Annotated in this window: 22 protein-coding genes; 17 read left to right on the top strand and 5 right to left on the bottom strand. The window is 71.8% G+C overall.

Features of this window, described 5'->3' with window-relative positions; all coding sequences use genetic code 11:
• Positions 1-478 precede the first annotated feature (478 nt).
• Positions 479-1,369 (top strand): alpha/beta fold hydrolase, encoded by an 891-nt coding sequence (locus K5L01_RS08240; RefSeq protein ID WP_250063755.1) that lies wholly within the window; start codon positions 479-481, stop codon positions 1,367-1,369.
• 96 nt (positions 1,370-1,465) lie between these two features.
• On the opposite strand, the gene K5L01_RS08235 is transcribed toward K5L01_RS08240, so the two are convergent.
• On the bottom strand, positions 1,466-1,885 hold the full coding sequence (locus K5L01_RS08235; protein WP_250063753.1) for a YkgJ family cysteine cluster protein: 420 nt from the start codon (positions 1,883-1,885) through the stop codon (positions 1,466-1,468).
• Positions 1,886-1,986: 101 nt separating this feature from the next.
• On the opposite strand from K5L01_RS08235, the gene oleC reads away from it, so the two are divergent.
• Both oleC and K5L01_RS08225 read left to right on the top strand, forming a co-directional pair.
• Positions 1,987-3,630, top strand: coding sequence for an olefin beta-lactone synthetase (oleC, locus tag K5L01_RS08230; RefSeq protein ID WP_250063751.1), 1,644 nt, complete (start codon positions 1,987-1,989; stop codon positions 3,628-3,630).
• A gap of 12 nt (positions 3,631-3,642) precedes the next feature.
• A complete protein-coding gene (locus K5L01_RS08225) occupies positions 3,643-5,208 on the top strand; it encodes a winged helix-turn-helix transcriptional regulator (protein ID WP_250063749.1) in 1,566 nt (521 codons plus the stop codon).
• Here K5L01_RS08225 and K5L01_RS08220 read toward each other — a convergent pair.
• The gene (locus K5L01_RS08220; RefSeq protein ID WP_250063747.1) at positions 5,192-6,295 is read right to left on the bottom strand and encodes a serine hydrolase domain-containing protein; all 1,104 of its coding nucleotides are present in this window, start codon (positions 6,293-6,295) and stop codon (positions 5,192-5,194) included. The genes K5L01_RS08225 and K5L01_RS08220 overlap by 17 nt on opposite strands.
• 173 nt (positions 6,296-6,468) lie before the next feature.
• On the opposite strand from K5L01_RS08220, the gene oleD reads away from it, so the two are divergent.
• Positions 6,469-7,467, top strand: a complete 999-nt coding sequence (oleD, locus tag K5L01_RS08215; RefSeq protein ID WP_250063745.1) for a 2-alkyl-3-oxoalkanoate reductase — start codon at positions 6,469-6,471, stop codon at positions 7,465-7,467.
• Between the two features lie 15 nt (positions 7,468-7,482).
• Here the strand turns inward: oleD and K5L01_RS08210 are convergent, their stop codons facing one another.
• The gene (locus K5L01_RS08210) at positions 7,483-9,180 is read right to left on the bottom strand and encodes a 2-isopropylmalate synthase (protein WP_250063743.1); all 1,698 of its coding nucleotides are present in this window, start codon (positions 9,178-9,180) and stop codon (positions 7,483-7,485) included.
• Between the two features lie 143 nt (positions 9,181-9,323).
• Here K5L01_RS08210 and K5L01_RS08205 point away from each other — a divergent pair, with 143 nt between their 5' ends.
• On the top strand, positions 9,324-10,094 hold the full coding sequence (locus K5L01_RS08205; protein WP_250063741.1) for an AraC family transcriptional regulator: 771 nt from the start codon (positions 9,324-9,326) through the stop codon (positions 10,092-10,094).
• Positions 10,095-10,156: 62 nt separating this feature from the next.
• Positions 10,157-10,312 (top strand): DUF1328 domain-containing protein, encoded by a 156-nt coding sequence (locus tag K5L01_RS08200; protein WP_250064148.1) that lies wholly within the window; start codon positions 10,157-10,159, stop codon positions 10,310-10,312.
• A gap of 93 nt (positions 10,313-10,405) precedes the next feature.
• On the opposite strand, the gene ddlA is transcribed toward K5L01_RS08200, so the two are convergent.
• The gene (gene ddlA / locus K5L01_RS08195; protein ID WP_250063739.1) at positions 10,406-11,509 is read right to left on the bottom strand and encodes a D-alanine--D-alanine ligase; all 1,104 of its coding nucleotides are present in this window, start codon (positions 11,507-11,509) and stop codon (positions 10,406-10,408) included.
• A 156-nt stretch (positions 11,510-11,665) separates the two neighbouring features.
• Between ddlA and K5L01_RS08190 the strand changes: the two genes are divergently transcribed.
• From K5L01_RS08190 to K5L01_RS08180, 3 genes are read left to right on the top strand one after another with little or no spacing between them, the layout of a single operon-like run.
• Positions 11,666-12,313 carry a ubiquinone biosynthesis accessory factor UbiJ gene (locus tag K5L01_RS08190; protein WP_250063737.1) on the top strand — a complete coding sequence of 216 codons (648 nt, stop codon included), beginning with the start codon at positions 11,666-11,668 and terminating at the stop codon, positions 12,311-12,313.
• The gene (gene ubiB / locus K5L01_RS08185) at positions 12,310-13,977 is read left to right on the top strand and encodes a ubiquinone biosynthesis regulatory protein kinase UbiB (RefSeq protein WP_250063735.1); all 1,668 of its coding nucleotides are present in this window, start codon (positions 12,310-12,312) and stop codon (positions 13,975-13,977) included. The genes K5L01_RS08190 and ubiB overlap by 4 nt, the downstream gene beginning before the upstream one ends.
• Entirely contained in the window at positions 13,974-14,723 is a 750-nt protein-coding gene (locus K5L01_RS08180) for a pseudouridine synthase (RefSeq protein ID WP_250063733.1), read from the top strand. The genes ubiB and K5L01_RS08180 overlap by 4 nt, the downstream gene beginning before the upstream one ends.
• A 4-nt stretch (positions 14,724-14,727) precedes the next feature.
• On the opposite strand, the gene K5L01_RS08175 is transcribed toward K5L01_RS08180, so the two are convergent.
• Positions 14,728-15,114, bottom strand: coding sequence for an MAPEG family protein (locus K5L01_RS08175; RefSeq protein ID WP_250063731.1), 387 nt, complete (start codon positions 15,112-15,114; stop codon positions 14,728-14,730).
• A 92-nt stretch (positions 15,115-15,206) separates the two neighbouring features.
• Here K5L01_RS08175 and arfB point away from each other — a divergent pair, with 92 nt between their 5' ends.
• From arfB to K5L01_RS08135, 8 genes are all read left to right on the top strand, one after another.
• On the top strand, positions 15,207-15,638 hold the full coding sequence (gene arfB / locus K5L01_RS08170; RefSeq protein WP_250063729.1) for an alternative ribosome rescue aminoacyl-tRNA hydrolase ArfB: 432 nt from the start codon (positions 15,207-15,209) through the stop codon (positions 15,636-15,638).
• A gap of 2 nt (positions 15,639-15,640) precedes the next feature.
• Positions 15,641-16,243: a lysophospholipid acyltransferase family protein gene (locus K5L01_RS08165; protein WP_425603866.1), complete on the top strand. Its 603-nt coding sequence runs from the start codon at positions 15,641-15,643 to the stop codon at positions 16,241-16,243.
• Between the two features lie 3 nt (positions 16,244-16,246).
• Positions 16,247-17,683, top strand: coding sequence for a cryptochrome/photolyase family protein (locus K5L01_RS08160; protein WP_250063727.1), 1,437 nt, complete (start codon positions 16,247-16,249; stop codon positions 17,681-17,683).
• A gap of 99 nt (positions 17,684-17,782) precedes the next feature.
• Positions 17,783-19,942 (top strand): peptidyl-dipeptidase Dcp, encoded by a 2,160-nt coding sequence (gene dcp / locus K5L01_RS08155; RefSeq protein ID WP_250063725.1) that lies wholly within the window; start codon positions 17,783-17,785, stop codon positions 19,940-19,942.
• 190 nt (positions 19,943-20,132) lie between these two features.
• Entirely contained in the window at positions 20,133-21,053 is a 921-nt protein-coding gene (gene rocF, locus K5L01_RS08150; RefSeq protein WP_250063723.1) for an arginase, read from the top strand.
• Between the two features lie 146 nt (positions 21,054-21,199).
• Entirely contained in the window at positions 21,200-21,352 is a 153-nt protein-coding gene (locus tag K5L01_RS08145) for an entericidin A/B family lipoprotein (RefSeq protein WP_250063721.1), read from the top strand.
• 48 nt (positions 21,353-21,400) lie between these two features.
• Positions 21,401-21,535, top strand: coding sequence for an entericidin A/B family lipoprotein (locus K5L01_RS08140; RefSeq protein WP_250063719.1), 135 nt, complete (start codon positions 21,401-21,403; stop codon positions 21,533-21,535).
• A 194-nt stretch (positions 21,536-21,729) separates the two neighbouring features.
• Positions 21,730-21,951, top strand: a complete 222-nt coding sequence (locus K5L01_RS08135; protein WP_250063717.1) for a CsbD family protein — start codon at positions 21,730-21,732, stop codon at positions 21,949-21,951.
• Positions 21,952-21,981 lie beyond the last annotated feature (30 nt).

Genomic DNA, 21,981 nt, shown 5'->3' with positions numbered 1-21,981 from the left:
GGCGGTCGCTGGGTGGGGGAGGCGTGCATGGTAGTCGCTGTCGGACCGGAGCCCGCCTCCGCGCCGCTCCGCTGCCGCCGGCGCCAGGCGCTGCCGCCTCCGGCGTGGCGGCAACCGGGGGGCCGGGTGCGGGCGCCTTCGGAGCGGAGCGGCGGGGCGTGGTTCCTGCCGGTGCCGGGGAAGCAGAAGCCCGCCGGCACGCAGGTGCCCCGGGCGGCGGCGTAGAGCGTCGCCCGTCGATGCAGGGTGCGCACCGCCGGGGGCGTCGAAGGGAATGGCGGCCGGGCGTACCCTGCGCCCGGCCGGCGGGCAACGATCGTGTCCGCGGTGCGGGCGTGGGTCATCAGGGCAGCGAACGCCGCGCTTGCGATGGCGCCCGCCGCGGCTGCGGCCCCCGTGCCGCCCTCGGCCGCCGGAGGGCCGCGAGGCGCATTGGCCTACAATGCGCGCCCAGTCCGCGATTGCGTGAAGCCGCCCGATGCCGTTCCCCGGTTACCCCGCCGCCCGCCACCGTTTCGAGGTCCGCCCCGGCCTGTCGATGAACTACATCGATGCCGGCCCGCGCGACGGCGAGGTGGTCGTCATGCTGCATGGCAATCCGTCGTGGAGCTACCTGTGGCGGCACCTGGTCAACGGCCTGGACGACAGGTACCGCTGCATCGTGCCGGACCACATCGGCATGGGCCTGTCCGACAAGCCCGACGACAGTCGCTACGACTACACCCTGCAGTCGCGTGTGGACGACGTCACCGCGCTGCTCGAGCACCTCGGCATCAGCGGGCCGGTCACCCTGGCGGTGCACGACTGGGGCGGCATGATCGGTTTCGGCTGGGCGCTGGCGCACAACGCGCAGGTCAAGCGCCTGGTGATCACCAACACCGCCGCGTTCCCGCTGCCGGCGGAGAAGCCGATGCCGTGGCAGATCGCCATGGGCCGGCACTGGAAGCCGGGCGAGTGGTTCATCCGCACCTTCAACGCATTCTCGGCCGGCGCCTCGTGGCTGGGCGTGAGCCGGCGCATGCCGGGCGACGTGCGTCGCGCCTACGTGGCGCCGTACGACAGCTGGGACAACCGCATCGCCACCATCCGCTTCATGCAGGACATCCCGCTGTCGCCGGCCGACAGGGCCTGGCCGCTGCTGGAGCGCGCGGCGCAGGCGCTGCCGTCGTTCGCCGACCGCCCGGCGTTCATCGCCTGGGGCCTGCGCGACCTCTGCTTCGACCACCACTTCCTCGCCGGCTTCCGCAAGGCGCTGCCGCAGGCCGAGGTGATGGCCTTCGAGGACGCCAACCATTACGTGCTGGAAGACAAGCACGAGGTGATCGTGCCGGCGGTGCGGGCGTTCCTGGAACGCAATCCGATCGGCTGAGCCACCGGCCTGCCCTGCTTTCGCAGGCGCGGGGATGTGGAAGACGATGCGCCGGGGCCCGCGGTTTGCACAGCAAGCCGTGGCGCGGACTCGCGCTCAAGCCGCGCGTGGAGACGACGGGCTGTTGCCGCTGTCGTCGGGATGGTCGTCGTCGTTGTCCGCGTCGTCGCGCCAGCGCCAGTCGGCCACGGTGAGCGGCGCCATGCCGTGGGCGATGCGCGCGCGGTCGCACTGCGGACTGGCCTTGCCGTATTCCCACGAGGCATCGACCTCGCGGCATACGCTCGGCCGGTCGGGATGGATGCGGCAGCGCGAGCGCACGCCGACCACCGCGTCCAGCGCCACGCAGCGCACCGGGTCCGAATAGGTGCCGCGCATGCACAGGCGGTGCGCGTCCAGGCGCTCGGTCAGCGCGTGCGGCACGCCACCACCGCCGAGCGCATCCGACTCCAGCCAATGGAACGCCACGCGGTACTGTGCGCAGCAGGCGCCGCAGGCCAGGCAGGGGTGAGGCATGGGGATGGCCCTCGGGCGCCGGCCCGGGCAATGGCGATGGGGAGATTTTCCACGCCGCCGGAGCGCGCGCAAGAATTTTCCGCAGCGGCGACAATAGCCTGATGAATCCTCCGTGCAACATCGCCGCGCGGCTGCCGGAACTGGCGCGCGAACGGCCCGGCCAGATTGCCATCCGCTGCCCCGGGCGCCCCGGCGCCGGCGGCATGGCCGCCTACGACGTCACCCTGGATTACCGCAGCCTGGACGCACGCAGCGACGCCATCGCCGCCGGCCTGTCCGCCCATGGCATCGGCCGCGGCGTGCGCACGGTGGTGATGGTGCGCCCGGGACCGGCGTTCTTCCTGCTGATGTTCGCCCTGTTCAAGGTCGGCGCGGTGCCGGTGCTGGTGGACCCGGGCATCGATCGGCGCGCGCTGCGCCAATGCCTGGACGAGGCGCAGCCGCAGGCGTTCATCGGCATTCCGCTGGCGCATGTGGCGCGGCGGCTGCTGGGCTGGGCGGCATCGGCCACGCGGCTGGTCACCGTCGGCACCCGCTGGGGCTGGGGCGGTACCACGCTGGCGAAGATCGAGGCCGCCGGGACCGGCGCCGGCAGCCAGCTGGCCGACACCGCGCCCGACGACGTGGCCGCCATCCTGTTCACCAGCGGCTCCACCGGCGTGCCCAAGGGCGTGGTCTACCGCCACCGCCATTTCCTCGGCCAGGTCGAGTTGCTGCGCAACGCCTTCGGCATGCAGGCCGGCGGCGTGGACCTGCCGACCTTCCCGCCGTTCGCCCTGTTCGACCCGGCGCTGGGCCTGACCAGCGTGATCCCGGACATGGACCCGACCCGGCCGGGCAGCGCCGACCCGCGCCGGCTGCACGACGCCATCGCCCGCTTCGGCGTGACCCAGCTGTTCGGCTCGCCGGCACTGATGCGGGTGCTGGCCGAGCATGGCCGGCCGCTGCCGACGGTGACCCGGGTGACCTCGGCCGGCGCGCCGGTGCCGCCGCAGGTGGTGGCGAAGATGCGTGCGCTGTTGCCCGGGCACGCGCAGTTCTGGACGCCCTATGGCGCCACCGAGTGCCTGCCGGTGGCGGTGATCGAAGGCCGCGAACTGCAGGACACCCGCGCGGCCACCGAGGCCGGCGCCGGCACCTGCGTCGGCCGCGTGGTGGCGCCGAACGTGGTGCGCATCATCGCCATCGACGACGCGCCGATTCCCGACTGGAGCGGCGTACGCGAATTGCCCGCCGGCGAAGTCGGCGAGATCACCGTCGCCGGCCCGACCACCACCGACAGCTACTACAACCGGCCGCAGGCCACCGCCGTGGCCAAGATCCGCGAACCCCTGGCCGAGGGCGGCGAGCGCATCGTGCACCGCATGGGCGACGTCGGCTGGTTCGACGAGCAGGGCCGGCTGTGGTTCTGCGGACGCAAGACCCAGCGCGTGGAGACCGCCGCCGGGCCGCTGTACACCGAACAGGCCGAGCCGGTGTTCAACACCGTGCCCGGTGTGCGCCGCACCGCCCTGGTCGGTGTCGGCGCACCGGGCCGCCAGCTGCCGGTGCTGTGCTACGAGCTGCTGCCGGGCGCCGATGCGGCGGCGGTCGAGCCGCGGCTGCGCGCCCTGGCGGCGGACCATCCGCAGTTGGCCGGGATCGACCATTTCCTGCGCCATCGCGCGTTCCCGGTGGACATCCGCCACAACGCCAAGATCGGCCGCGAGAAACTGGCGGCCTGGGCGCAGGACCGGCTCGGCTGAGGCCGCCAGGCGATGGACGAGCGCTACCGGCTGGACGACCTGCTGATCGACGTGCGGCGCCAGCGGGTCGAGCGCGCCGGCGTGGCGCTGGACGTGCGCGGGCTGAGCTTCCGCCTGCTGCATTACCTGGTGCGGCAGGGGCAGCGCGTGGTCGGCTTCGACGAGCTGATCGCGCAGGTCTGGGCGCCGGCGCTGGTCAACGAGGAAACCGTGACCCAGCGCGTGCGCCTGCTGCGGCAGTCGCTGGACGACGATCCGCGGCAGCCGCGCTACCTGCGCTCGGTACGTGGGCAGGGTTACCAGTTGTGCGTGCCGGTGCAGGCGGTCGAGACGACCGGGCTGGGCATGCCGGCGTCGCGGCGGTGGCGCCGCGGGCTCGGCATCGCCCTTGCCGGCGCGCTGGCGGCCGGTGCCGTGGTCGCGTGGCGGTCGTGGCCTTCCCGGCCGCCGTCTCCCGTCCCGCCCCTGCTGCAGCGTGCCGACCACTATGCCGGCATCGGCCAGCGCGACAACAACGAGCGCGCGATCGTGCTGTACCGGCAGCGCCTGCAGGAGGCGCCGGACGATCCGGACGCCACGCTGGGATTGAGCCGCGCCTACAGCGCCCGCGCCTGCCAGTACGACGGCAGCGCCGATGACGCGATGCAGGCGCAGCGGTTGGCGGCGCGGATGGTGTCGGCGCGGCCGCAGTGGGCGGCCGCGCATGCCGCGCTGGGGTACGCCCTGGACTGCCGCGGCGAGATGGCGCAGGCGCTGGCGGCCTACGAGCAGGCGGTGCGGCGTGATCCCGGCGCCGATGCGGCGCGCGGCTCGGCCGCCTACCTCCAGGAACGCCAGGGGCGTCTGGTCGAGGCGCTGGACGCCAACCTCCAGGTCCGCGACCCTGCCAAGGTGCGTTTCCTGCCCATCCAGATCGCGGGCAACCTCGACCTGCTGGGCTATGCGGCGGCCGCCGAAGCGCGCTACCGGGACAGCTTCCGGCTGTACCCGGACAGCGTGTTCTCCAACCTGGCCTGGCCGCGGTTCCTGTTCGTGCACGGCCGCCGGGACGAGGCGCAGGCGGCGCTGGACGAAGCCCTGCGCCGTGGCGCCGGGCATGCCGGGCTGCATCTGCTGCAGGCCGAGCTGGCGCTGGCACGCGGCGAAGCCGGCCCGGCGCGCGAGGCCAGCCTGCAGGCGCTGCGCCTGCGTCCGCAGGGCAGCCTGGCGCAGACGATCGCCTGGGTGTCGGGGGCGCAGCCGCTGCCGGCGCCGGCCGAATTGCGAAGCCGGGCCGGTGGGCTGCTCGAGGGTGTGGCGCGCGGCACCGATCCGCTGGACGGCCTGGATGCGGCGTTGCTGCTGATGGCCGCGGGCGAACCCGAGGCGGCGCTGGCGGCACTCGAGCGCGCACGCGTGGCCGGCTACCGCGATGCCGCCTACCTTCGCGCCTCGCCGCTGCTGGCCCCGTTGCGGGCGCGGCCGGGTTTCGACGCGTTGCTGGAGCGCATCGAAGCCGACCTGGCCGCGCAGCGCGCCCGGGTGCGCGCCCGAGGCCTGCTGCCGGGCGAGACCGGCGCGGTCAAGGCAATGCCTTGAGCACGTAGTCGGCGAACACCGCCTGCGATTGCGCATGCGCCTGCCGCTGGTTGTAGGCGCGGCGGGTGATCACCGCCACCAGCCGCTCCTCCGGAAGCACGAACACATAGTTGCCGCCGTTGCCGGACATCGCCCATACGCCGCGCTCCACGCCGCGTACCGGGAAACGCAAGCGCCACAGCTGGTAGCCGTAGTCCGCATCCTCGCGCGCCTGCGCCTGGATCGTGGTCATCGCCGCCACCCAGGTGGCCGGCAGCACCTGCCGCCCCTGCCAGCGCCCGTGATCGAGGATCAACTGGCCGAGCTTGGCCAGGTCGCGGCTGCGGTAGCGGGTGCCGCCGCCGCCCATGCCCGTGCCTTCCGAGGCGCGGCCCCAGTGCGAGTGCACGATGCCCAGCGGTCGCTCCAGTGCCTGCGCGGCGAAATCCTCCAGCCGCTGCCCGCTGGCCTTCTCCACCGCCGCCCCGAGCATGAAGGCGTTCGCGGTGCAGTAGGCGAAGGCGCGGCCATGGGGGCTCTCATGGGGCCGCTGCGTCCACGGCGCATAGCCCCTGGCCGGCAGGTCCAGCGCGAACTGCACCCAGTCGGCGCTCACGTACATGCGTTCCTCGTTGCCGGCCGAGAACACGTTGTCGTCGTCGCATTCCCATTGCGCGCTCATCGTCAGTAGGTCCTCGATGGTGGTCGCTTCCTTGGCGGGGTCGGGGTTCTGCCAGTGGCGGTCGCCGAACAGGTCGTACAGGCGGGCCTGCGTATCGGGGATCCTCCCCTGGGCGATGGCCGCGCCGACCAGCAGCGCGGTCACGCTCTTGGTCGCCGAACGGGTGTCCTGCAGCGTGTCGCGGTCGCTGCCGCCGAAGTAGCGTTCGTAGACCAGCGCGCCATCGCGGACGAGCAGCACGCTGGTGGTTTCCGGGGCCTGGCCGTCGGCGATGGCGCGTGCCATCGCCTCCAGGGTTTCGACGTGCCAGCCGGTGGCGGCCGGATCGGCCACCTTCCAGCCATCGTCGAGGGCGGCCGGCGCCGCGCCGGCGGGGGCGGCAGGGGCGGTGGCGAACAGCAGGGACAACAGGATCAGGCGCTTCATGGCGGCTCCTCGGGTCGGGGCCGGCGAGTACAGCCAAGCCCCGGCTGAAGTGCCTGATGGGACGATGAAGAATTGTGAAGGCCAATGCGATCAAGGGGTTGCGGCCGGGTCGTCGCCAGCACCGGGCGCGGCGGCTATCGTGTGCCGTTCTCCAACAGTGGTGCGGTATCGCGATGAAGATCCTGGTGACGGGCGGGGGCGGCTTCCTCGGACAGGCGCTGTGCCGCGGATTGATCGAGCGGGGGCACCAGGTGCTGAGCTTCAACCGCGGCCACTACCCGGCGCTGGCGGCGCTGGGGGTGGGGCAGATCCGGGGCGACCTGGCCGATGCCGGTGCGGTGCGCCATGCCGCCGCCGGGGCCGATGCGGTGTTCCACAACGCCGCCAAGGCCGGTGCCTGGGGCAGCTACGACAGCTATTTCCAGGCCAACGTGGTGGGCACCCGCAACGTGCTGGCGGCCTGCCGCGCGCACGGCATCGGCCGGCTGGTGTACACCTCCACGCCCAGCGTGACCCACCGCGCCACCCATCCGGTGGAAGGGCTGGGCGCCGACCAGGTGCCCTATGGCGAGGATTTCCAGGCGCCTTACGCCGCCACCAAGGCCATCGCCGAGCAGGAAGTGCTGGCCGCCAACGGCGCCGAGCTGGCCACCGTGGCGCTGCGCCCGCGGCTGATCTGGGGGCCGGGCGACCAGCAGCTGGTGCCGCGGCTGGCCGAGCGCGCCCGTGCCGGTCGCCTGCGCATCGTCGGCGACGGTCTGAACAAGGTCGACACCACCTATATCGACAACGCCGCGCAGGCGCACTTCGACGCCTTCGACCACCTGGTGGCGGGCGCGGCCTGCGCGGGCAAGGCGTATTTCATCTCCAACGGCGAGCCGCTGCCGATCCGCGAGCTGCTCAACCGGCTGCTTGCGGCGATGGGAGCGCCGACGGTGGAGAAGTCGATCCGCTTCCGGACCGCCTACCGCCTCGGCGCGGTCTGCGAGAAGGCGTGGCCGTTGCTGCGCCTGCGCGGCGAACCGCCGATGACCCGTTTCCTGGCCGAGCAGCTGTGCACGCCGCACTGGTACTCCATGGCGCCGGCGCAGCGCGATTTCGGCTACCGGCCGCGGGTGACGATCGCCGACGGCCTGGAGCGCCTGCGCGCCAGCGTGCGGGCGGGCGGCTGAGCCCGCCCGCACGGTTCATTCCGCGGTGACCATGGCGGGAGCTGCCGCCGGCGCCGGCGCGGCGACGAAGCGGTTGGCGGCGCTGAACAGCGCCAGCAGCGAGGCGGTGGCGACGTCGGCATGGCGGCCGGCACCGAAGCGGGTGCCGCTCTGGCCCGCGTGGCCGGCCTCGATCACCGCCAGCGCCTCCGCGTCGACGCCGTGGCCGAGGCTGCTCTCCTGGAAATGGTCCACCCGCAGCGGCAGGCCCAGCGCCGCCAGCGCGCTGGACAGCAGGCCTTCGCCCTCGCCCTGCAGGGTGCGGGCCACGCCCTGCGGGTCCAGGACATCCAGGCGGATGTGCTGCCGGTCGCCGGCAGGCGACAGCCGGTGTCCGCGGTAGCGCCAGGCGCCCTGCTGCGCCGGTGCCAGGTAGGTGCGCTCGAACAGCGACCACAGCGCGGCGCTGTCCAGCTCGGTCTCGCTGGCATCGGCCTGTTTCTGCACGACGGCACTGAATTCCACCTGCATGCGCCGCGGCATGCCCACGCCATGTTCGCGCTGCAGCAGGAAGGCGATGCCGCCCTTGCCGGACTGGCTGTTGACCCGGATCAGGCCTTCGTAGCTGCGTCCCAGGTCCTTGGGGTCCAGCGGCAGGTAGGGCACCCGCCAGGGGCCGTCCGGGTCCTGCGCGGCCAGGCCCTTGGCGATGGCGTCCTGGTGGGAGCCGGAGAAAGCGGTGAACACCAGGTCGCCGACATAGGGGTGGCGCGGGTGGATCGGCAGTGCGGTGCAGTCCTCCACGACCCGGGCCACCGCGTTGATGTCGGAGAAGTCCAGTCCCGGGGTGATGCCCTGGGTATAGAGGTTCAGCGCCACCGTCACCAGATCGAGGTTGCCGCTGCGCTCGCCGTTGCCGAACAGGCAGCCTTCCACGCGCTGTGCGCCGGCCAGCAGCGCCAGTTCGGCGCAGGCCACGCCGGTGCCGCGGTCGTTGTGCGGGTGCACCGACAGCACCACGTGGTCACGCCGCGGCAGGTGCCGGTGCATCCATTCGATCTGGTCGGCGAACACGTTGGGCGTGGCCACTTCCACGGTGGTGGGCAGGTTGACGATCATCGGCCGCTGCGGGCCGGCGTCCCAGGTGTCGATGGCGGTGGTGCAGACCCGCAGCGAGACCTCCAGCTCGGCCATGCAGAAGGTCTCGGGCGAATACTGCAGCACCCATTCGGTTTCCGGATGGCGGTCGGTCAGCCGGCGCAGCAGCCCGACGTGCTGGGCGACCATGGCGTCGATCTGGTCCACCGACAGCCCGAACACCACCTCGCGCCAGGCCGGGGCGATGGCGTTGTACAGGTGCACGATGGCGCGGCGTGCGCCGGCCAGGCTCTCAACGGTGCGTTCGATCAGGTCGGCGCGCAGCTGGGTCATCACCATCGGGGTGACGTCCTCGGGAATGCGGTCCTCTTCGATCAGCCGCCGGACCACGCCGAAGTCGGTCGCCGAGGCGGCCGGGAACCCGACCTCGATCTGCTTGAAGCCGATGCGCACGAGCTCCTCGAACAGGCGCAGCTTGCGTGCGCCGTTCATCGGCTCGAACAGCGCCTGGTTGCCGTCGCGCAGGTCGGTGGAGAGCCAGGTCGGGGCCTGCGCCAGGGTGGCGGACGGCCACTGCCGGTGCGGCAGGTCGATGGGCGGGAACGGGCGGTAACGGCGCGAAGGATCGGTCAGCATGGCAATGGCAGGCGGAGGCGCGGGGGCGCGGGAGGACAGGGCCGCACGGGTGGCGGGCGCACTCCTACCGTAGCAACGGCGACTGCTTCCGGTTTTCGCGCAGGGCTCGATTTTTGTCGCTGGAAGGACATACTGGCGCGGCCATGCCCCGCGCCTCCCTGCCCCGTCATTTCTACGAATCCTCGGCCCGGCCGATGACCGGCGTCGCCGCCGACTACCCGGACGGGCACCGCGTGCCCGCCCACCAGCATCCGCGCGCGCAGCTGGTGCATGCGGTGCGCGGGGTGATGCTGGTGGGCGGCGAGCGGCAGCGCTGGGTGGTGCCGCCGAACCGTGCGCTGTGGCTGCCGCCCGGGCAGGTCCACGACATCCGCATGCGCGGTGCGGTACGGATGCGCAGCCTGTTCGTCGACGGGTTCCCGGGGCTGCCGGCCGAGAGCCGGGTGATCGAGGTGCCGGGGCTGCTGCGCGAGTTGATCCTGGCGGTGACCCGGCTGCCGCCGCTGTATCCCCAGGAGGGCCGCAACCGGCACCTGCTGGGCCTGCTGCTGGATGAACTGCGGCTGCAGCAGGCGCTGCCGCCGCTGCAGCTGCCGTGGCCGAGCGAGCCGCGCCTGGCGGCGGTGTGCGAGCGGTTGCTGGCGCAGCCCGACGATGCGCGCACCGTGGCGCAATGGGCCGGCGAGATGGCGGTCAGCGGCAAGACCTTCCAGCGCCAGTTCCACCGCCAGACCGGCCTGGGCTTCGCGCGCTGGCGGCAGCAGGCGCGCCTGCTGGGAGCGCTGGAGCACCTGGTGGCGGGGCGTCCGATCGGACACGTCGCCCTGGCCCAGGGCTATGCCAGCCAGAGCGCCTTCGCCGCGGCGTTCCGTGCCCACTTCGGGATGCCGCCGTCGCAGTTCATCACCGTCTGATGATGTGCGCCTTGGCACAGTGGAGCCTCGCCCACATGGCAACCGCCCTCGAGGAGGTCGAGATGCTGCACTACGCAGTGGTTTTCTTCGTCATCGCCATCATCGCCGCGCTGCTGGGTTTCAGCGGCATCGCCGGCGCCGCAAGCAACATCGCCTGGATCCTGTTCGTCGTGTTCCTGGTGCTGGCGGTGATCTCGCTGTTCCGGAAGAAAGCGTGACGCCGCCCGTGCGGCGGCCCGTAACCGGCCGCCGCACGGGCAGCTGGACGCCCTGGTGTCCGGGCCAGGCAGCCCGGGCGCCGGGGCGCGCCGTCAGGACGCGGTGATCGAACTGCGCAGCGCCTTGTCGGCCGCATGCCGTTCCAGCGCCAGTTCGATCAGCCGCGTGATCAGCTCGGTATAGCCCACGCCGCTGGCCCCCCACAGCTTGGGATACATGCTGATGCGGGTGAAACCGGGCAGGGTGTTGACCTCGTTGATCACCACGTCGCCGGCGGCGGTCAGGAACACGTCCACGCGGGCCATGCCGGCGCAGTCCAGCGCCCGGTAGGCGGCGATGGCGATCTCGCGGATGCGCGCCTGCGCATCGGCCGGGATGTCGGCGGGGATCACCGTTTCGGCACCGTCGGCATTGATGTACTTGGTGTCGTACGCGTAGAAGTCGTCATGCACCACCACCTCGCCGCAGACGCTGGCCTCGGGCGCGTCGTTGCCGAGCACCGCGCATTCGATCTCGCGGCCGTCTATCGCCGATTCCACCAGGACCTTGTGGTCGAAGGACAGCGCCAGCGCCATGGCCGCCTGGAACTCGCCGGCGTCGCGCACCTTGCTCACGCCCACCGATGACCCCTGGTTGGCCGGCTTGACGAACAACGGCGTGCCCAGCTGCGCCACCAGCGTGTCGTAGTCGGCGCCGGCCGCGGTGGCGCGGCCGAAGCAGGCGAAGGGGGCCACCGGCAGACCGGCGTCGCGCAGCAGGCGCTTGGCCACGTCCTTGTCCATGGCCACCGCCGAGCCGAGCACGCCGGCGCCGACGAAGGGCAGGTTGGCCATGCGCAGCAGGCCCTGCAGCGAGCCGTCCTCGCCCAGGGTGCCGTGCACGATCGGGAACACCACGTCGATCTGCTGCAGGGCTGTGGCCGGGTCGCTGGGCACCAGCTGCGCCTGCTCGCGCCCGGGCAGCACCGCCAGCGCGTTGCCGGAGCGGTTGAGCGCGATCTTCGACGGATCGCCGGCATTGAGCAGGAACTGCCCGGGATCGCTCAGGTGCCAGTGGCCCTGCTTATCGATGCCGATCAGGCTGACGTCGAACCGCTCCTTGTCCAGCGCGTCGAGGATGTTCTTCGCCGACTGCAGCGAGACCTCGTGCTCGGCCGAACGACCGCCGAAGATGATGCCGACCCGGGTCTTGCCCATAGCCTGTTGCTCCTGCCATTGCATTGAGGTGCATAGCATGGGGCGAAATCCGGCGAGGGGGAACAGGCGCCGGCGATGTGCCGGCCGGGGTGAACGGCGGCTGATGCCGGCGGCACGGGCGCCGGCGGCGGTCCGCGCTTCGGTAGAATGCGGCCCATGCCTGCCTCTCCCCTGAAGCTCCTCAAGCCGCTCGCCGGCCGCGCCCTGCAAGCGGCGCTGAACCGCGCCCTGGCGCTGGACCCGGATACCCGCGCCGCGTTGCGGCCGCTGGAGGGCCGGCGCATCGCCCTGACCCTGGAGTCGCCGCCGCTGGCGCTGCAGATCGGGGTCGACGGGCAGCGGCTGACGGTCGGGCCGGTGGATCCGTCGCTGGAGCCGGACCTGGCGGTGCGCAGCACCCTCGGTGGGGTCCTGGCGCAGCTGCCGTTCCTGGCCAACGCGCGGCGCAGCCCGGGGGCTGCACCGGCGGGGCGGGTGAAGGTTTCCGGCGACGCCGAACTGGCGCGGCGCCTGCAGCAGCTGGCCACCGGCTTCGACCCGGACTGGCAGCAGCCGTTCGTGGCGGTGTTCGGCGAGGTGCTGGGCGTGCAGATCGCCCAGGCCCTGCGCACGGCGCTGGTGCAGGCCCGCCGCAGCGCCGCCGATCTGGCGCAGACCGCGGCCGAGTACGTGACCGAGGAGTCGCGCGACGTGGTGCCGCGCGCGGAGCTGGACGCGTTCCACGACGATGTCGACGCCACCCGCGACGATGTCGAGCGGCTGGCCGCGCGGGTCGCGCGGCTGCGTGCCGGAGCCCGGGCATGAAGGCGGCGCGCGCGATGTTCCGCGCCAACCGCATCGGTCGGGTGATGCTGCGCTACCGGCTCGACGACCTGTTCGACGGCACCCCGGCCGAACGCTGGCTGCGCCTGGCCAGGCCGTTCGTGCCGCGCGCACGCGGCGACATCGCCTCGCTGCCGCGCGGTGCGCGGCTGCGCCTGGCGCTGCAGGAGCTGGGGCCGATCTTCGTCAAGTTCGGGCAGATCCTGTCCACCCGCCGCGACCTGGTGCCGCCGGACGTGGCGGTCGAGCTGACCCTGCTGCAGGACCGGGTCAAGCCGTTCGACGGCGAGCAGGCGCGGGCGATCGTCGAGCAGGCGCTGGGCCTGCCGGTCAGCGAGGCGTTCGCCGGCTTCGACACCACGCCGCTGGCCTCGGCCTCGATCGCGCAGGTGCATGCGGCCACGCTGCCCGACGGCCGCCAGGTGGTGGTCAAGGTGCTGCGCCCGGACATCGAGCGGCAGATCGATGCCGACATCGCCCTGCTCAAGTCGCTGGCGGCGCTGGTCGAGCGCACCCATCCGCGTGCCGACAAGATCCGTCCGCGCGAGGTGGTGGCCGAGATCGAGACCACCCTGGCCGCCGAGCTGGACCTGCAGCGCGAGGGCGCCAACGCCAGCGTGCTGCGCCGCTTCTGGGAACATTCCGACGACCTCTACGTGCCCGAGGTGATCTGGACCCACACCGCCGAGCGCGCGCTGACCCTGGAGCGGGTCTGGGGCATTCCCTCCGACGACATCGCCGCGCTGGACGCGGCCGGCATCGACCGCCGCGCGCTGGCCGCCAAGGGTGTGCGCGTGTTCTACACGCAGGTGTTCCGCGACAATTTCTTCCACGCCGACGCGCACGCCGGCAACATCTGGGTCGACACCGATCCGGCGCGCCGCGACAACCCGCGCTTCATCGCGCTGGACTTCGGCATCATGGGCCAGCTCTCGGAAGCGGACCAGTACTACCTGGCCGAGAACTTCATGGCGATCTTCAACCGCGACTACCGGCGCATCGCCGAGCTGCACGTGCAGGCGCGCTGGATGCCGGCCACCGTGCGCATCGACGACCTGGAGGCGGCGGTGCGCGCCGTATGCGAGCCGTACTTCACCCGGCCGTTGTCGCAGATCTCGCTGGCCGAGGTGCTGCTCAAGCTGTTCCGCACCGCGCAGCGCTACCAGCTGACCCTGCAGCCGCAGCTGATCCTGCTGCAGAAGACCCTGCTCAACATCGAGGGCGTCGGCCGCCAGCTCGACCCGCAGATCGACATCTGGGCGGTGGCCCGGCCGGTGCTCGAACGCATCCTGCGCGAGCGCTACAGCCCGCGCCGCGCGCTCAAGGAGCTGCGCCGGCGGTTGCCGGAGATCATGACCCGCACGCCGGACATGCCGGTGCTGGTGCATGCCTGGCTGCGCCAGCAGGTCGAGGGCCGGCACGAGCTGTCGATGCGGTCGCAGGACCTCGTCGATCTCGACCAGACCCTGCGGCGCATGCAGCGGCGCGTGGTCACCGCGGTCGCCGGTGCCGGGCTGATGGTGGTGGCCGCCCTGCTGCACGGGCTGCAGGCGGGCGGGCCGCTGCTGGCCACGGTGCCGCTGTGGTCGTGGGTCAGTGGCGGCGTGGGGGTGCTGGCACTGGCCTCGGCCTGGCTGCGGCGATGAGCGCGGCAGCGGACGCCGCGGTGGACGCCGCCGCGACGGCCGGCGCGCCCCTGCCGCTGCTGTACGAGGACCAATGGCTGGCCGTGGTCGACAAGCCGGCCGGGCTGATGGTCCACGACAGCAAGCTGGCGCGCGGCGAGGACGACTTCCTGGCCGACCGCCTGCGCGAGCAGCTGGGCCGGCCGATCTTCCTCGTCCATCGCCTGGACCGCGCCACCAGCGGCTGCCTGCTGCTGGCCTTCGACCGCGATGCCGCCAGTGCCCTGGGCAGGGCGCTGATGGGCGGCGAGGTGGAGAAGGACTACCTTGCCGTATGCCGCGGCTGGCCGGCGGAGGACGCCTTCACCGTCGACCACGACCTCGACGGCGGCCCCGGCAAGCCGGTCAAGAAACCGGCGGTCACGCATTTCCGGAAGCTGCTGGCCGGCGAACTGCCGGTCCCGTCGAACGGCTTTCCGACGTCGCGCTACGCCCTGCTGCGCTGCCAGCCGCAGACCGGCCGGTTCCGCCAGATCCGCCGGCATCTGAAGCACGTGTTCCACCACCTGATCGGCGACACCAGCCACGGCGACGGCCGCCACAACCGCACGTTCCGCATGCACGGCGTGCACCGCATGCTGCTGCACGCGCAGCGGCTGGCGTTCCCGCACCCGCAGGACGGGCGCCGCATCGAGGTCGAAGCGCCGCTGGACGCCGAGTTCCGCAAGGCCTTCCAGCTGCTGGGCTGGAACGCGGACGGCCGCTAGCGCCTCAGGCGGCCTGCAGCGCCGCCAGCACCAGCAGCGCCAGCGTGCAGGCGAAGCCGCCCAGCCACGACAGGCTGCGCAGCAGCGGCTGGTCGCCCAGGTAGAGCAGGCCGTGCAGCACGCGCAGCACCACGAACCCGATGGCGAGCGCGGTGACCGTCTGCGCGGCCACGCCGGCCAGCTGGGCCAGCACCACGCCGGCGGCGAACGGCGCGAAGCTCTCGAAGGCGTTCAGGTGCGCCGCGTTGGCGCGCTGCACCAGGTGGTTGTCGCTCCTGGCGGCCCAGGCGCGGGGGTTGCGGTTGTTGTAGCCGGGCCGGCCCTTGGCGACGGCGACCCAGACGTACGGCAGTACCGCGGCGATCACGACACACCAGTAAGCGGACGACATGTGCTGCTCCTTCCGGACCTGGCCGCAGCCTAGCAGCCGTGCCGTCGCCGCGGAATGCGATGGCGGCGCGCCGGGCCGATACAATCGGCGCCATGGCCACCCTGTCGCTCGCCGTCGATGCCTCGCTGGCGATCCCCGAATCGGAGATCGTCGAGCGCTTCGTGCGCGCCAGCGGCGCCGGCGGGCAGAACGTCAACAAGGTCTCCACGGCGGTCGAGCTGCGCTTCGACGTCGCCGGCTCGCCGTCGCTGCCCGAGCCGGTGCGCGCGCGCCTGTTGGCGCGCCGCGACCGCCGCCTCACCGAGGCCGGGGTGCTGGTGATCGATGCGCAGCGGTTCCGGACCCAGGAACGCAACCGCTGCGATGCCCGCGAACGCCTGGTGGCCTTCCTCCGCACCGGGCTGGTGGTGCCCAAGGCCCGGGTGGCGACGAAGCCGAGCTACGGCTCTCGGATGCGCCGGCTGGAAGAGAAGAAGGGGCGCGCGCAGATCAAGCGCGGCCGTTCGCAACGCAACTGGGAGTAGGCGTGGACAAGCCGTCGCCGGTGGTGCCCCGGGTTCCGCCGAACGTGCCGCGGGTGCGCGGCAATGGAGGTACCCGCTGGCTGGGGCGCACGCTGCTGCGCCTGGGCGGCTGGCGCGTGGCCGGGCCGGTCCCGGACCTGGCCCGGGCGGTGGTCATCGCCGCTCCGCATTCGTCCAACTGGGACGGCATCTGGGGCCTGGCGGCGAAGCTGGCGCTGGGCATCGAGGCGCGGGTGCTGGGCAAGGACAAGCTGTTCTGGTGGCCGCTGGGGGCATTGCTGCGCCGCCTGGGCGTGGTGCCGCTGGACCGCAGCAGCCCGCAGGGCACGGTGGGGCAGGCGGTGGCGATGATCCAGGGCAGCGAGCGCATCTGGTTCGCGCTGGCGCCGGAGGGCACGCGCAAGCCGGTGAAGGAGTGGAAGACAGGCTTCATCCGCATCGCGCGGCTGGCGCAGGTACCGATCGTGCCGGCCTACTTCCATTACCCCGAGAAAGTCATCGGCTTCGGCGCACCGTTCCACACCAGCGGCGACGATGCCGCCGACATGGCCGCGATCCGCCATTGGTACCGGCCGTGGATCGGCCGCAACCGCGGCACGGTGTAGCCGATGGGCATCGCGCTGGTGTGGCTGCGCGACGATCTGCGCCTGGACGACCAGCCGGCGCTGCGCGCGGCGCTGGACCGCGGCCTGCGGCCGCTGCCGGTCTACATCCATGCGCCGGAGGAAGAGGGCGCGTGGGCGCCCGGGGCCGCCTCGCAGGCCTGGCGGCGGCGCTCGCTGGCGGCGTTGGCCGCCGGCCTGGAGCGCCGCGGTTCGCGCCTGCTGCTGCTGCGTGGCCCCACCCTGGACACCCTGCAGGCACTGGCCGCGCGCACCGGCGCCGAAGCGGTGCTGTGGACCCGGCGCTACGAGCCGGCCATCGAGCAGCGCGACGCGCACATCAAGCGCAGCCTGCGCCAGGCCGGCCTGCACGCGGAGAGCCTCAACGGCGCGCTGCTGTTCGAGCCCTGGGAGCTGGCGACCCGGCAGGGCGACCCGTACCGGGTGTTCACGCCGTTCTGGAAAGCCGCGCGCGCGCACTGGCGGACGCCGGCCACCTGGGAGGCACCGCCGCGGCTGCCCTCGCTGGATGCGGACGACCTGCCAGCCGGGGTCCGCCTGGAGGCATTGCTGCCGGCACCGCGGCCGGGGTGGGATGCGGGCTTCTGGCAGTGCTTCACGCCCGGCGAGGACGGCGCCCGGGCCGCGCTGCAGGCCTTCCTCGACGGGCCCGTGCACGGCTATGCGCAGGGCCGCGATGTGCTTGCCGATGCCGGCACGTCGCGGTTGTCGCCGCACCTGCATTTCGGCGAGATCTCGGTACGCAGGATCGCCGCGTCGGTGCTGGCCGCCGGCGATGCCCTGGCCGAGGCCGACCGCGAGCGCTTCCTCGCCGAACTGGGCTGGCGCGAGTTCGCCCACCACGTGCTGCACCACTACCCGCGGGTGCCCGAGCACAACCTGGATCCGCGCTTCGACGATTTCCCCTGGGCGGCACCCGACGCGGCGCTGCTGGATGCCTGGCGGCACGGGCGCACCGGGGTGCCGGTCGTCGATGCCGGGATGCGCCAGCTGTGGCAGACCGGCTGGATGCACAACCGCGTGCGCATGGTGGTGGCCAGCTGGCTGAGCAAGCACCTGCGCCAGCACTGGCTGCACGGCGCGCGCTGGTTCTGGGACACGCTGGTGGATGCCGACCTGGCCAACAACACCCAGGGCTGGCAATGGACCGCCGGCACCGGGGCCGACGCGGCGCCGTACTTCCGCGTGTTCAACCCGGTCGCGCAGGCGCGGCGGTTCGATCCGGCCGGCGACTACATCGCGCGCTGGGTGCCGGAACTGGCCGGGCTGCCGGTGCCGGCGCGCTTCGCCCCCTGGGAGCACCCGGCGCTGGCGCGCCGCATGGCGCCGGGCTACCCGGCGCGGCCGCAGGTGGAGCTGGCCGCGGGCCGGGCCGGCGCCCTGGCGGCATTCGCCGCGCTGCGCCGCCCGCGCAGCGGCTGAACCGGCCACCGCCGTGCAGGCAGGCGCCACCATCGGCACATGCCGGGCCGGGGGCGAGGGAGTAGGGTGGGCGGCTGCATGCAACCAGGAGCACGTACCATGTCGCGCACCGTCATTCTGGCCGCCGCCATCAGCCTTGCGCTGGCGGCCTGTTCGGGCAAGGAGTCCAACACCCCCGTGAACGCCCCCCCTTCCGCACAGGACGGCCAGCCGGCCGAGGCGTCGGCCAACCCGTTCATGAGTGCCAGCACACTGCCGTTCCAGGCGCCGGCGTTCGACCGGATCAAGGACAGCGACTACCTGCCGGCCTTCGAGGAAGGCATGCGCCAGCAGCGCGCGGAGATCGCGCAGATCGTCGCCAACACGCAGCCGGCCACCTTCGACAACACCCTGCTGCCGATGGAGAAGTCCGGCGCGGTCCTGGACCGGGTCAGCCGCGTGTTCTTCAGCGTCGTGCAGGCCGATACCAATCCGGAGCGGCAGAAGATCCAGGAAGAGGTGATCCCGAAACTGGCCGCGCACAGCGACGCCATCCACCTGGACGCCAAGCTGTTCGAACGGGTCAAGGCGGTCCATGACGGACGTGCCGGTGCCGGGCTGGATCCGGAGCAGCTGCGCGTGGTCGAGGAGACCTACCAGAGCTTCGTGAAGGCCGGCGCCCAGCTCAGCGATGCCGACAAGGAAACACTCAAGCAGTACAACGCCGAGGAGGCCACGCTCGCCAACGACTTCCACAACAAGCTGGTCGCGGGCACCGCCGCCGCCGCGGTGGTGGTCGACGACCCGGCGCGGTTGACCGGCCTGTCCGACGGCGATCTGGCCTCGGCGGCGGAAGACGCCAAGGGCCGCGCGCTCGACGGCAAGTGGGTGCTGGGCCTGCAGAACACCACCCAGCAGCCGGTCCTGGCCTCGCTGCAGGACCGGGCGCTGCGCGCCAGCGTGCTGCAGGCATCGGAGACGCGGACCGAGCAGGGCGACGGCAACGATACCCGCGGCATCCTCCAGCGCCTGGCGCAGCTGCGTGCCGCCAAGGCCAAGCTGCTCGGCTTCCCGAACTACGCCGCCTACAACCTCACCGACCAGATGGCGCAGGACCCGGCCAACGCGTTGAAGCTGCTGACCGACACCGTGCCCGCGGCCACCGCCAAGGCGCGTGGCGAACTGGCCGAGATCCAGCAGGTGATCGACGCGCAGAAGGGCGGCTTCAAGGCCGCCGCCTCGGACTGGGACTTCTACGCCGAGCAGGTGCGCAAGGCCAAGTACGACCTGGACGAATCGCAGATCAAGCCGTACTTCGAGCTGGACACCGTGCTGCATGACGGCGTGTTCTTCGCCGCCACCGAGCTGTACGGCATCACCTTCAAGGAACGCACCGACCTGCCGGTCTACCACCCGGACGTGCGCGTGTTCGAGGTCACCGACGCCGACGGCCAGCCGCTGGCGCTGTTCTATGCGGATTTCTTCAAGCGCGACAGCAAGTCCGGCGGCGCCTGGATGGACGTGTTCGTCGAACAGGACGGGCTGGCCGGTACCCGGCCGGTGGTCTACAACGTCAGCAACTTCACCAAGCCCGCGGCCGGCCAGCCGGCCCTGCTGAGCTGGGACGACGTGACCACGATGTTCCATGAGTTCGGCCATGCCCTGCACGGCATGTTCTCGAACACGACGTACCCGAGCGTGGCCGGCACCAGCGTGCCGCGCGACTTCGTCGAGTTCCCGTCGCAGTTCAACGAGCACTGGGCATCGGACCCGAAGGTGTTCGCCAACTACGCCAAGCACTACCGCACCAAGGACGCGATGCCGCAGGCGCTGGTCGAGCGGATCGCCAAGGCCAAGACCTTCAACCAGGGCTACATGACCACCGAGTACCTGTCGGCGGCGCTGCTGGACCTGGCCTGGCACACGCAGGCCGCCGATGCGCCGCTGCAGGACGTGGACGCGTTCGAGGCCAGCGCGCTCAAGCGCTTCAAGGTGGATCTGGCGCAGGTGCCCCCGCGCTACCGCAGCAGCTACTTCGACCACATCTGGGGTGGCGGCTATTCCGCCGGTTACTACGCCTATTTCTGGGCGGAGATGATCGACCATGACGCCTTCGAGTGGTTCAAGGAGAACGGCGGCCTGACCCGCGAGAACGGCCAGGTGTTCCGCGACAAGATCCTGTCCATCGGCAACACCCGCGACCTGGCCACGGCCTACCGCGATTTCCGTGGCAAGGACCCCAGCGTGGAACCGCTGCTGCACAACCGCGGCCTGAAATAGGCCGATGGCGGTACCCGGGTGAGGAGCGACGGCAGGGCATCCCCCTGCCGTCGCTCTGTGTGCGTCCCCCGCGGCGGGGAGCGGCCGGCGTGCGGGCACGGCCGTCGGGTTCCCCGCGGATCTGACGCACCGCCGCGAGCGGCCGCGGCGGGCCTGCGTCTACAATGATTTCATTTGCAACGGAGGAGCCATGCCTACCCATCGTCCCGTCTCGTTGATAGGCGTACCCACCGATGTCGGTGCCGGCCACCGCGGCGCCCGCCTGGGGCCGGAGGCGCTGCGCATCGCCGGCCTGCCCGAGGCGCTGGCCGCGCGCGGCGTGGACGTGCGCGACGTCGGCAACCTGCCCGGGCCGCGCAACCCCTGGACCGACCCGGTGGAGGGCTACCGCCACCTGGACGAGGTCGTGGCCTGGAACCGGGCGCTGATGGAAGCGACCGAGGCCGAGCTGCGCGAGGGCCGCCTGCCGATCATGCTCGGGGGCGACCATTGCCTGGGCATCGGCTCGATCACCGCGGTGGCACGCTGGTGCCGCGCGCAGGGCAAGCAGCTGCGGGTGCTGTGGCTGGACGCGCACTCGGACTTCAACACCTCCCAGGTCACCCCGTCGGGCAACATCCACGGCATGCCGGTGGCCTGCCTGTGCGGGCTGGGCCCGGACGCACTGACCCGGCTGGGCGGGGAGGCACCGGCGATCTCGCCGCAGCAGGTGCGGCAGATCGGCATCCGGTCGGTGGACCAGGACGAGAAGCGGCTGATCAAGCAGTACCAGGTGGACGTGTACGACATGCGCTACATCGACGAGAGCGGCATGAAGCGGACCATGGAGGCGGCGCTGGCCGGGGTCGATGCCGACACCCACCTGCACGTCAGCTTCGACGTCGACTTCCTGGATCCCAGCATCGCGCCGGGCGTGGGCACCACGGTGCCGGGCGGGGTGAACTACCGCGAGGCGCAGCTGGTGATGGAGATGATCGCCGACACCGGGGCCATGGGGTCGCTGGACATCGTCGAACTCAATCCGCTGCTCGACCGCCGCAACCGCACCGCCAAGCTGGCGGTGGACCTGGTGGAGAGCCTGTTCGGCAAGTCCACGCTGATGCGGGATTGATGCGGGCGCGACCTCGCTGAACGCGTGGCCCCGGCATTCACGCTGGCTGCACGGCGCAGCCGCCAGATTCTGTTCCACGCGCGGGGACACCGGCCGCGGAGCCACCGCGACCGGCAGCCGCCGATCCAAGGCAAGGAGACAGAGTGATGAAGCGAATGCTGATGCTGGCCATGCTGGGCCTGTTCTCGGTGGCGATGCTGGGCGGCTGCAACACCGTTGCCGGTGCCGGCAAGGACATGCAGAAGGCCGGCCAGAAGGTCGAAGACAAGGCCGAGGATTGCAGCGACGGCAAGTGCTGATCCCCGCCGCGGTACCCGCACCCCCCGAATCCCTGAGGAGTTGAAGACATGAAGCGCATGGTCGCCCTGATGATGGTGTCGTTGTTCTCGATCGCCGTGCTGTCCGGCTGCAACACCGTTGCCGGTGCCGGCAAGGACGTGCAGAAGGCGGGCGAGAAGGTGGAGGGCGCGGCCAAGCGCTGACCTTCCGCCACACAGGCAAACGCACGGGGCCGGCGACATGCCGGCCCCGTGCGTTTCCGTCCCCCCCCGGTGCACTCAGGTGTGGTTCAAGGACATCAGCGGAAATCAACGAATCGTCGATGCACCCTCAACACCGTGCGCGGCATGCTGGTCCTGCGGCGGAACTGCCGCCATTCCCCCGAAAGGAGATCCGCATGAACAAAGACATCATTTCCGGCAAGTGGACCCAGCTCAAGGGCAAGGCCCGCGCCAAGTGGGGCGACCTGACCGACGATGACTTCAAGGTGGCGGAAGGCAATTCGGAGTACCTGGCCGGGCGCCTCCAGGAGCGTTACGGTTGGGCCAAGGACCGCGCCGAGAAGGAAGTGCGCGACTTCCAGGATGCCCTGCACAAGGAAGACCCGGACTGGCGCTGAGCCGGCCGGGGCCACACGCCGCGGCGATGC

The organism is Stenotrophomonas mori (assembly GCF_023556335.1).
In the GTDB taxonomy this organism is placed as follows: Bacteria; Pseudomonadota; Gammaproteobacteria; order Xanthomonadales; family Xanthomonadaceae; genus Stenotrophomonas; species Stenotrophomonas mori.
This window is presented reverse-complemented; position numbering and strand designations above follow the sequence as displayed.